At 39.6% G+C, this 10,219-nt stretch carries 10 protein-coding genes; 9 read left to right on the top strand and 1 reads right to left on the bottom strand.

Translation table 11 applies throughout. The features are described from left to right. Position 1 precedes the first annotated feature (1 nt). The 9 genes from ACIQ2D_RS19430 to ACIQ2D_RS19470 all read left to right on the top strand — a co-directional run bounded on the left by ACIQ2D_RS19430 (position 2) and on the right by ACIQ2D_RS19470 (position 9,157). Positions 2-775 (top strand): dihydroorotate dehydrogenase electron transfer subunit, encoded by a 774-nt coding sequence (locus ACIQ2D_RS19430; RefSeq protein WP_402753662.1) that lies wholly within the window; start codon positions 2-4, stop codon positions 773-775. Next, a complete protein-coding gene (locus ACIQ2D_RS19435) occupies positions 772-1,683 on the top strand; it encodes a dihydroorotate dehydrogenase (protein ID WP_402866963.1) in 912 nt (303 codons plus the stop codon). Before ACIQ2D_RS19430 ends, ACIQ2D_RS19435 begins: the two co-directional genes overlap by 4 nt. Beyond that, positions 1,683-2,387 (top strand): orotidine-5'-phosphate decarboxylase, encoded by a 705-nt coding sequence (pyrF, locus tag ACIQ2D_RS19440; RefSeq protein WP_402866964.1) that lies wholly within the window; start codon positions 1,683-1,685, stop codon positions 2,385-2,387. The genes ACIQ2D_RS19435 and pyrF overlap by 1 nt, the downstream gene beginning before the upstream one ends. Before the next feature lie 2 nt (positions 2,388-2,389). After that, on the top strand, positions 2,390-3,019 hold the full coding sequence (gene pyrE, locus ACIQ2D_RS19445) for an orotate phosphoribosyltransferase (protein ID WP_402866965.1): 630 nt from the start codon (positions 2,390-2,392) through the stop codon (positions 3,017-3,019). Between the two features lie 596 nt (positions 3,020-3,615). Further along, positions 3,616-4,563: an ABC transporter ATP-binding protein gene (locus ACIQ2D_RS19450; protein ID WP_402866973.1), complete on the top strand. Its 948-nt coding sequence runs from the start codon at positions 3,616-3,618 to the stop codon at positions 4,561-4,563. Then, complete coding sequence (locus ACIQ2D_RS19455; RefSeq protein WP_402866966.1) at positions 4,560-5,498, top strand: ATP-binding cassette domain-containing protein; 939 nt, start codon at positions 4,560-4,562, stop codon at positions 5,496-5,498. The genes ACIQ2D_RS19450 and ACIQ2D_RS19455 overlap by 4 nt, the downstream gene beginning before the upstream one ends. Position 5,499: 1 nt before the next feature. Next, on the top strand, positions 5,500-6,462 hold the full coding sequence (gene opp4B / locus ACIQ2D_RS19460; protein WP_402866967.1) for an oligopeptide ABC transporter permease: 963 nt from the start codon (positions 5,500-5,502) through the stop codon (positions 6,460-6,462). 25 nt (positions 6,463-6,487) lie between these two features. Then, complete coding sequence (locus ACIQ2D_RS19465; RefSeq protein ID WP_402866968.1) at positions 6,488-7,384, top strand: ABC transporter permease; 897 nt, start codon at positions 6,488-6,490, stop codon at positions 7,382-7,384. Between the two features lie 12 nt (positions 7,385-7,396). Further along, positions 7,397-9,157, top strand: coding sequence for an oligopeptide ABC transporter substrate-binding protein (locus ACIQ2D_RS19470; protein ID WP_402866969.1), 1,761 nt, complete (start codon positions 7,397-7,399; stop codon positions 9,155-9,157). Between the two features lie 81 nt (positions 9,158-9,238). On the opposite strand, the gene ACIQ2D_RS19475 is transcribed toward ACIQ2D_RS19470, so the two are convergent. Then, positions 9,239-10,159: an ABC transporter ATP-binding protein gene (locus ACIQ2D_RS19475; protein WP_402866970.1), complete on the bottom strand. Its 921-nt coding sequence runs from the start codon at positions 10,157-10,159 to the stop codon at positions 9,239-9,241. Between the last annotated feature and the right edge of the window lie 60 nt (positions 10,160-10,219).

Below are 10,219 nucleotides of genomic sequence, written 5' to 3' on the forward strand. Positions count from 1 at the left end.
TATGATTCGTCAAGAGAAAATGACGGTCGTCTCTCAAAAGCAAATCGCGACAAACATTTTCGAATTGACACTTCGTGGGGAACTGGTTCAGGACATGACGCCTGGCCAGTTTGTCCATGTAAAAGTGTCGGATTCACTGGAGCCGCTTTTACGTCGACCAATCAGTATTGCTAACATAGACAAAGACAACAATGAATTTACAATGATTTATCGCGCAGAAGGTCGTGGAACAAAAGTGCTTTCAACAAATCGCGAAGGACAAGTAGTGAATGTGCTAGGCCCAATCGGTAACGGCTTCCCTGTGGATGCAGTGAAAGAGGGCGGAACAGCATTACTTGTCGGTGGTGGTATCGGTGTACCACCACTACATGAATTGTCAAAACAACTAAATGCACGCGGTGTGAAAACAATCCATGTACTAGGTTTCCAAACAGAAGACGTATGCTTCTACGAAGATGAGTTCAACAAACTTGGTGAAACACACTATGTCACAGTAGACGGTTCAAAAGGTACAAAAGGTTTTGTCACAAATGTATTAGAAGACCGCGCACCTGAATTCGACGTGTTTTATTCTTGTGGACCACTACCCATGTTAAAAGCATTAGAAAACTATTATCCAGAAAAAGAAGGCTACTTATCGTTCGAGGAACGTATGGGTTGTGGCATAGGGGCATGCTTTGCTTGCGTATGTAAAACAACAGAGCAAGTAGAAAAAGATTACGTCAAAGTATGTTCTGACGGTCCAGTATTCCCGAAAGGTACGGTGGCATTATGAGTCGTTTAAATATTGAGTTACCAGGTTTAGATTTAAAAAATCCAATTATGCCAGCATCAGGTTGCTTCGGCTTTGGTCGTGAATACGCACAGCTTTATGATCTATCAAAACTCGGAGCGATTATGATTAAAGCAACGACGGTAGAAACTCGTCCGGGGAACCCGACACCGCGTGTTGCCGAAACAGCAGCGGGCATGCTAAATGCAATCGGCTTACAAAACCCAGGGCTTGAAAAAGTGATGAATGAGGAGTTACCGTTTTTAGAAGCATATGATGTACCGATTATTGCAAACGTTGCAGGAACAGATACTGAGGACTACGTTGAAGTAGCACGCCGTATTTCAACTGCACCAAACGTCAAAGCATTAGAACTGAATATTTCTTGTCCGAATGTAAAGTGCGGCGGGATTCAGTTTGGTACAGATCCAGCTACTGCACGTGAACTAGTAGCTGCAGTAAAGGCAGTTTCTAAAGTACCTGTTTATGTAAAGTTATCGCCTAACGTGACGAACATTGTTGATATTGCTAAAGCAGTGGAAGAAGGCGGAGCAGACGGTATTACAATGATTAATACATTAATCGGTATGCGTCTAGATGAACGTACTGGTAAACCAGTTATCGCAAATGGTACAGGTGGTTTATCAGGTCCAGCGGTAAAACCAGTGGCTATCCGTATGGTCTATGAAGTATATAAAGCCGTGGACATTCCGATTATCGGTATGGGCGGTGTGACAGAAGCACAAGACGTTATTGACTTTATGTCAGCCGGAGCATCAGCAGTGGCGGTTGGTACAGCCAACTTTGTCGATCATTTCGTCTGTCCAAATATTATTGAAGAGTTACCCGAGAAACTAGACGCATTAGGCGTACAACATATTTCAGAAATCATCGGAAGGAGCCACCGCTAATGAATACAAAGCCAATACTTGCACTTGATTTTCCAGGAGAAGAGGAAGTTTTCAAGTTTTTAAACCATTTTAATGAGCCGCTTTTCGTGAAAATTGGTATGGAGTTATACATGCAAGAAGGTCCAGATATCGTGCGTAAAGTGAAAGAACAAGGCCATGATATTTTCCTAGATTTAAAGTTGCATGATATTCCAAATACAGTCGGGTCTGCGATGAAGGGCTTAGCAAAATTAGGTGTGGACTTAGTGAATGTTCACGCAGCAGGTGGGCGTCCGATGATGGAAGCGGCACTTGAAGGCTTAGAGGCGGGAACACCTGCCGGCAGAGAACGTGCAGCACTTATTGCAGTAACTCAACTAACTTCTACGACAGAAGAACAAATGCATGCAGAACAAAAAATTGAGTTATCATTACAAGATTCTGTATTACATTATGCAAGCTTAACGAAACAAGCTGGTTTAAATGGTGTTGTTTGTTCGGTACATGAGGCAAAAGCAATTGCTGAAATTTGTGGCGAAGATTTCTTGCGCGTGACACCAGGAATTCGTTTAGCAGGTGGAGAATCACATGACCAAAAGCGTATTGCGACGCCAAATGGTGCAAAACGTGACGGTTCTTCATTGATCGTAGTAGGACGCGCTGTTACAGGAGCACAAGATCCAGTAGCAGCATATAAAATCGTAAGCGAATTATGGGAGGCATAAACATGACATTACAAAACGAAATCGCACACGCTATGTTAAAAGTAGGTGCAGTAGAATTAAATCCAACAGACCTATTTACTTGGGCATCAGGCATCAAATCACCTATTTATTGTGATACACGTTTAACAATCTCTGATCCTGTCATTCGTAAACAATTAGCAAACGGTTTAGCATCAGTTATCAAAGAAAATTTCGCAGCAACAGAAGTTGTAGCAGGTACGGCAACTGCTGGTATCCCGCACGCTGCATGGGTAAGTGATATTTTAGACTTACCAATGGTTTATGTACGTTCAAAAGCAAAAGAACATGGCCGTGGCAACCAAATTGAAGGTAAATACGCAGCAGGTCAAAAAGTAATTGTTGTAGAAGATATCGTGTCTACAGGCGGCTCTTCAATCACAGCAGTAGAAGCATTACGCGCAGCTGGATGTGAAGTACTAGGCGTTGTATGTGTATACACTTATAACTTACCACGTGCTGAACAAGCCTTTGAAGAAGCTGGCATTAAGTATGTATCATTAACAAACTTCGACTACTTAATCGAAGCAGCTAATGAATCAGGTGCCATTAAAGAAGAAGACATTCCATTCTTGAAGGATTGGCATGCAAAATTAAAAGCAGGCGAGCTTTAATCTTAAAAATAAAAAGCGGTATGAAAAATAGCGATATTTTTCATACCGCTTTTTTGATGCGTTTTTTTGTAATTACTCTAAATGTATAGATACTCTTCCAATTTAATTGCCGCTTACTTATTCGCTCAGCTAGAGCATAGATACGCTCGAGTAGGGTCGAAACGCTCAGCTAGAGCATAGATACGCTCGGGCAAGGGATCGAAACGCTCAGCTAGGGCATAGATACGCTCAGGTAAGGGATCGAAACGCTCAGCTAGAGCATAGATACGCTCGGGCAAGGGATCGAAACGCTCAGCTAGAGCATAGATACGCTCAGGTAGGGAAGGAAGACGCTCAACCAAGGCGTAGGGATATCACATGCACGTGGAAGTGTTTTCTCTTATGCCAGACCTTAAATATTAAGTATGTTAGTCTTTATGAATAGGTAATTTTTTGAAATGCATAATTAATTATATTTAGGAAAAAATTAAATAGTAACACTGTAAATGATTCTACAATTTCATGAAAAATACTATGGGAGAGGTGAGATGCTTTTGGCTACAGATCATGTGTTATTAAAGATCAATAATTTGAACACGAGCTTTCGAATTAAAGATATGTATCATGCTGCTGTAGATAATGTTTCACTTACCCTCAAAAAAAATGAGATTTTAGCGATTGTTGGAGAATCGGGTTGCGGGAAAAGTACTTTAGCTACCGCAATTGTTGGTTTACATAACCCATTGCATACAAAAATAACAGGAGAAATTCTTTACAAAAATAGTAACTTAACCAATCTCACTGATGAGCAATTCAATCTCTTAAGAGGAAAGGATATTGGATTTATTTTTCAAGATCCGTTATCCGCACTTAATCCACTGATGCGTATAGGTGAGCAAATTGCGGAGGGTATCCGCTTCCATGCAAAACTAACGAAGCAACAACAAAATGCACGAGTTTTAGAATTGCTAGAACAAGTTGGAATATCGGATGTAACGCGTGTTGTAAGGCAATTTCCTCACCAATTATCAGGTGGTATGAGACAGCGTGTCATGATTGCCATTGCACTTGCCTGTAAACCTGCCATCCTTATTGCAGATGAACCAACAACAGCACTCGATGTAACGATTCAGGCACAAATATTAGATTTATTAAAAACCTTACAGGATGAAACGGAAGCAGGCATTATTTTAATCACACATGATTTAGGCGTTGTCGCAGAGATAGCAGATCGAGTAGCGGTAATGTATGCTGGTCAGGTCGTTGAAATTGCAAGTGTACAAGAGCTATTTAAAAATGCAAAACATCCCTATACAAGATCCCTGTTAAACTCTATCCCACAAACACATAGTCATGGCAATAAACTAAAAATTATTCAGGGGATGGTGCCCTCTTTAACAAAATTACCACGTGAAGGTTGTCGCTTTTCCACTCGAATTCCATGGATTGATGCATCAGCACATGAAGAACAACCGGAGCTTTACGAGGTAACACCAGGACACTTTGTCAGATGTACTTGTTGGCAACACTTTTACTTCGAGGATGAAGGAAGTGCATTTGTATGAGTTTTATGAAAATAGATGAGTTATGTGTGCATTATCCAATCCGTGGCGGGTTTTTAAATGCCGTTGTCGATAACACATATGCAGTAGACGGTGTCTCCATGGAATTTGAAAAAGGAAAAACGTATGGACTAGTGGGAGAATCAGGTTCAGGAAAATCAACGACTGGGAAAGCAATTATTGGTTTAGAAAAAGTAACATCCGGTCAAATTATTTATGAAGGCGAAGATGTAACGAACCAACGTCGAAAACGGACATCTGCCTATAACCGTGATGTCCAAATGATTTTTCAAGATTCACATTCGAGCATGAATCCGAGAAAACGTGTAATTGATATTTTAGCAGAGCCGATTCGTAATTTTATGAAATGTAGTGCGCAAGAGGAGCGAAAACGTATAAAGGAATTACTCGCCATTGTAGGGATGTCAGAAGATGTACTGTTAAAATATCCACATGAGTTTTCAGGAGGACAGAAGCAACGCCTTGGGATCGCTCGAGCTGTAGCTTGTTATCCAAAGCTCATTATTGCAGATGAACCTGTATCTGCTTTAGATATCTCGGTGCAAGCACAAGTATTAAATTTTATGAAGGATATTCAAGATGAATATGGCCTGAGCTATTTATTTATCTCCCATGACTTAGGTGTGGTGAAACATATGTGTGAGCATATTTCCATTATGTATAAGGGGCGTTTTGTAGAGAGTGGGACACGTGAAGACATTTATGATGAGCCACAGCATATATACACAAATCGCCTATTGTCAGCCATTCCAAATATTGAACCAGAAACACGTCAAAAGCGTAAGCGAGAACGTCAACATATTGAGACAATGTATCAGAGAGAGCAACATAAATACTTCGATGATCAAGGTAAAGTATATCCATTAGTACCTATATCCAAGACACATATGGTCGCCATGCATGAGGAGGGGGTATAACATGTGGAAAACGATTATTCGACGTATGATCATCATGATTCCGCAGTTATTTATATTAAGCCTATTAATTTTTATTATGGCAAAAAACATGCCCGGAGATCCTTTTACAGGGCTCATTACACCTGAAACAGATCCTGCACGTATTGAAGAATTACGGATTCAAGCAGGTTTTTATGATCCGTGGTATGTGCAGTATTTTAACTGGATCACAAATGCACTTCAAGGTGATTTTGGTCAAAGCTACACATATAAAATTGCGGTTTCTACATTAATCGGTGAGCGGGGATTGAATACATTTTGGTTATCCTTATTAAGTGTAATTTTGGTGTACTTGCTAGCCATACCTCTTGGCGTATTAGCAGGGCGTTATCAAGACACGCTTTTAGATAAATCCATCGTGCTCTATAGTTTTATCAGTTATGCGATACCTACATTTGTTTTGGCGCTTATCTTCTTATATATTTTTGGCTATCGTTTACAATGGTTTCCGACAAGTGGGACCGTTGATATTGGATTAGAAACAGGAACCGTTGCTTATTACTGGGATAAATTTCATCATTTATTGTTACCGGCCATGACGTATGCAAGTTTAGGTATAACAGGGATTGTCCAATATTTACGTACAGAAATAATAGATGCGAAGACGCAAGACTATGTCAAAACAGCGAGAAGTAAAGGCATTCCGATGAACAAAGTGTATTCTCGTCATATATTCCGAAACTCCTTACTACCTATCGCAGCTTTTTTAGGTTTCACGATCACAGGTTTACTAGGAGGCTCAATTTTCATTGAAACAATTTTTGGCTACCCAGGTATGGGGCAATTATTTGTTAATTCAATAATGAGTCGTGATTATAGTGTGATTACTGCACTCGTATTACTTTATGGCTTTTTAACATTAGTAGGGAGTCTATTCTCGGATATTATTATGAGTATTGTGGACCCAAGGATTCGTATAGAGTAAATCCATAAAGGAGAGTCGAATTCAAATGGAACAACAAACAATCGAAAAATTTGAAAGCTCTCCGCCAAGTGGTTTGCAGGTCGTATTGCGAGAGTTTAAAAAGGATAAAGTCGCTTTTTTTTCACTCATCACTATATCATTATTGATTGTCGGTATTATTATTGCAGCCTTTTTCATTGATCAAGAAAAAGTGATGACCATAAATTTACACGAACGATATACAGAACCTGGGGTAAATGGCTTTATACTCGGTGCTGACCAAGCAGGGCGTGACATATTAGGGCAGTTAATCATTGGTTCACGTAATTCTATTGTAATAGCAATGGTGATCACCGTTATTACAGGTGTTGTCGGCATTATATTGGGTGTAATCATGGGCTATTACGGTGGCTATATCGATAATCTTTTGATGCGAACGATAGACTTTTTTATGACTCTGCCAACTTTAATGATTATTATCGTCTTTGTTTCCATCATTCCAAAATACGGAGTGTGGGAATTGATCGTAATCATGAGTTTATTTCTTTGGATAGGGACAGCGCGGTTAGTACGAAGTAAAGTACTGTCAGAAGGACGTCGTGATTATGTAAGTGCGTCAAAAACAATGGGGACAAGTGATGTTTCGATTATGTTTAAAGAAATTCTCCCGAACTTAAGTTCCATCTTAATCGTAGAGTTAACGCTAAGTTTCGCTGGAAATGTCGGGATTGAAACAGGGTTATCTTTTTTAGGATTCGGCTTACCTCCGTCAACACCAAGCTTAGGAACCTTAGTCAGCTATGCCACTAACCCTCAAGTATTAGCAGATAAATATTGGGTCTGGTTGCCAGCATCTCTACTAATTTTAGTGCTCATGCTTGGCATCAACTATATTGGTCAGGCACTACGTCGTTCAGCTGACGTCAAACAAAGATTCGGTTAAGGGGGGATTGTAATGAGAGGAAAAAGCTTATTCTTGTTATTACTTTTTTCTTTAGCTCTTTTAATATTATCTGCTTGTTATGGACGAGAGAAAGAAACTTCAACAATGGACATCCACTCTTTACCGCTTTCTGTAACGAATGAGGGTGAGGTAATTTCAGGTGGTACATTAAAAGTAGCGCTTGTCACAGATTCCCCGTTCCAAGGGATTTTTTTAGCGGAATTATATGAAGATGCATTTGATGCTGAAATCTTTGGTTATGCATCAAACTCTCTGTTTGAGATAGACGGTGATTTTTTAGTAAAAGATACGGGCATTGCAAAGTTAGATGTTCATCCAGAACAAAATAAAGCGACTGTTACCATTCGAAAAGGTGTTAAGTGGTCAGATGGACTGCCATTAACAGTGGATGATTTAATATATTCCTATGAAATTATTGGTCATCCAGATTATACAGGCATTCGTTATGATGGAAGTTCTCAAAATATCGTGGGGATGACGGAGTATCACGAGGGGAAAGCAAAAACAATCTCAGGTATCAAAAAAATCAATGATCAGACGATAGATATTACTTTTAAAAAAATAACGCCAGCGATTTATTCCATCGGGGATGGATTGTGGGGATATGCGGCACCTAAACACCAGTTACAGTCTATAGCAGTGAAAGATTTACTTTCATCTGAGGCAGTACGTAAAAATCCGGTAACACTTGGTGCATTCAAGTTCGACAAAGTTATTAATGGTGAGTCAGTTCAATTTGTAGCAAATGAAAACTATTACAAAGGCAAGCCTAAATTAGAAAAAGTGGTTGTACAAGCAGTACCTTCAACTTCAGTTAGTGAAGCACTAAAAGCAGGGAAATACGACATCGCCACCCCTTTTCCAACGAACCAATTTGATAGTGTGAAAAACCTTTCGAATGTAGCTATTTTAGGTCGTCCTGAAATGGCTTATTCATATCTTGGCTTTAAATTAGGAACATTTGATACATCAAAAAAAATTAATGTGTATGATTCATCATCAAAAATGAACGAGCCAAAATTACTTCAAGCAATTGCTTATGGCATGGATATTGAAACAGTAACGGAAGTAATCTATCAAGGTCTGCATAAACGAGCGAATTCGTTAATCCCACCAGTGTTCTCATTCTATGATGCCTCATTAAAAGGCTATACTTATGATGCTAAAAAAGCACAAGTGCTATTAGATGAGGCAGGCTTCATCGATATCGATGGTGACGGGTATCGTGAAAATCAAAAGGGTGAAAAGTTGGTCATTCAATTAGCTGCGATGGCTGGCTCAGATGTAGATGAGGTCATTGTCGCGTATTATCGTCAAAACTGGGCAGATATCGGTTTAAATGTGGAATTAACGACTGGACGTTTAATAGAATTTAATAATTTTTATCAGAAAGTACAATCGGATGATCCTGAAATTGATATGTTTATGGCTGCATGGGGGACAGGGACAAATCCGTCTCCATCAGGGCTATATGCAAAGGAAGCAGCTTTTAACTTCAGCCGATTCGTATCTGAAGACTTAACAAAAATACTAGAAGATATCGACTCTGAAAAGTCCATGGTGGCTGATTATCGTTCGAAAGCATTTCGTATATGGCAAGATTATATGGATGAGCAAGCAATCATCATTCCAATGTATTTCCGCACTGAAATTATCCCCGTAAATAAACGTGTGAAAAACTACAACGTTGACTACCAAAACGGTACCGAACTACAAGATATCGAGTTGACCAATAATGTACCTTTCCAATAAACAAAATTTGAAAAATGACGTAACTTAGGACATCAAGAGTAAAAACCCCTCCTAAAGAGATTCAGGAGGGGGAGAAGTTTATTATTTTGAAAGCCAAGTTTTTACTAAGTCAGTTGTACCGTACACATAATGTTGGTCTCCAACTTCATGATACGTTGCGCTATCATCAACTTCTGTGTGTGTGTAAGGAATACGTTGACGACGCTTTTCAGACATAGGATCTGGAAGCGGAATTGCTGATAATAAAGATTTTGTATAAGGGTGAACAGGATGATTGTATATATCATCTGCTTTCCCGATTTCCATTATTTTACCACGGTACATAACAGCGATTCGATCACTAATATATTTTACCATGGACAAGTCATGGGCGATGAAAAGATATGTTAGACCGCGTTCTTTTTGCAATTGTTTTAAAAGGTTAACAACCTGAGCTTGTATCGATACATCTAGCGCTGAAATAGGCTCGTCTGCAATGATGAACTTAGGGTCTAAGCTCAGTGCACGCGCAATACCGATGCGTTGGCGTTGGCCACCAGAGAATTCATGAGCATAACGGTTTGCGTGTTCCTTATTTAAACCTACTGCTTCAAGTAATTGGTTTACTTTTTCTCGACGCTCTTTTTTGTCCTTGTATAGCCCGTGAATTTGAAAGCCTTCAGCAATAATTTCACCTGCCGTCATACGAGGGTTTAATGAAGCGTAAGGATCTTGGAAAATCATTTGCATTTGGCGATTAAACTTTTTCAAATCATGCTTGGATTTTTTGTCGTGAATACTCTCACCATCGAAAATGATCTCGCCACCAGTTATATCGTACAGACGGATGATAGAGCGACCAGTCGTCGATTTACCACAACCAGATTCACCTACAAGCCCCAGTGTTTCGCCTTCATAAACGTCAAAACTAATGCCGTCAACAGCTTTGATTGGGTTGTTAGAAGAACCAAAATGTTGTTTTAAGTTTTTGATTTCGAGAATTTTTTTTGCAGTATTAACCATTGAATTGGGCCTCCTTTGCTAAAAATCCTTCGATGCGTTTTGCGACAGCATCCGGTAGTG

This window comes from Lysinibacillus sp. NPDC097287 (assembly GCF_044761695.1).
Taxonomy (GTDB): Bacteria; Bacillota; Bacilli; order Bacillales_A; family Planococcaceae; genus Lysinibacillus.

What these genes read in the sequence shown, in the direction of transcription:
- ACIQ2D_RS19430 (WP_402753662.1), top strand. Translation starts at nt 2, where the DNA reads ATGATTCGTCAAGAGAAAATGACGGTCGTCTCTCAAAAGCAAATCGCG.
- ACIQ2D_RS19435 (WP_402866963.1), top strand. Translation starts at nt 772, where the DNA reads ATGAGTCGTTTAAATATTGAGTTACCAGGTTTAGATTTAAAAAATCCA.
- pyrF (WP_402866964.1), top strand. Translation starts at nt 1,683, where the DNA reads ATGAATACAAAGCCAATACTTGCACTTGATTTTCCAGGAGAAGAGGAA.
- pyrE (WP_402866965.1), top strand. Translation starts at nt 2,390, where the DNA reads ATGACATTACAAAACGAAATCGCACACGCTATGTTAAAAGTAGGTGCA.
- ACIQ2D_RS19450 (WP_402866973.1), top strand. Translation starts at nt 3,616, where the DNA reads ATGTATCATGCTGCTGTAGATAATGTTTCACTTACCCTCAAAAAAAAT.
- ACIQ2D_RS19455 (WP_402866966.1), top strand. Translation starts at nt 4,560, where the DNA reads ATGAGTTTTATGAAAATAGATGAGTTATGTGTGCATTATCCAATCCGT.
- opp4B (WP_402866967.1), top strand. Translation starts at nt 5,500, where the DNA reads ATGTGGAAAACGATTATTCGACGTATGATCATCATGATTCCGCAGTTA.
- ACIQ2D_RS19465 (WP_402866968.1), top strand. Translation starts at nt 6,488, where the DNA reads ATGGAACAACAAACAATCGAAAAATTTGAAAGCTCTCCGCCAAGTGGT.
- ACIQ2D_RS19470 (WP_402866969.1), top strand. Translation starts at nt 7,397, where the DNA reads ATGAGAGGAAAAAGCTTATTCTTGTTATTACTTTTTTCTTTAGCTCTT.
- ACIQ2D_RS19475 (WP_402866970.1), bottom strand. Translation starts at nt 10,159, where the DNA reads ATGGTTAATACTGCAAAAAAAATTCTCGAAATCAAAAACTTAAAACAA.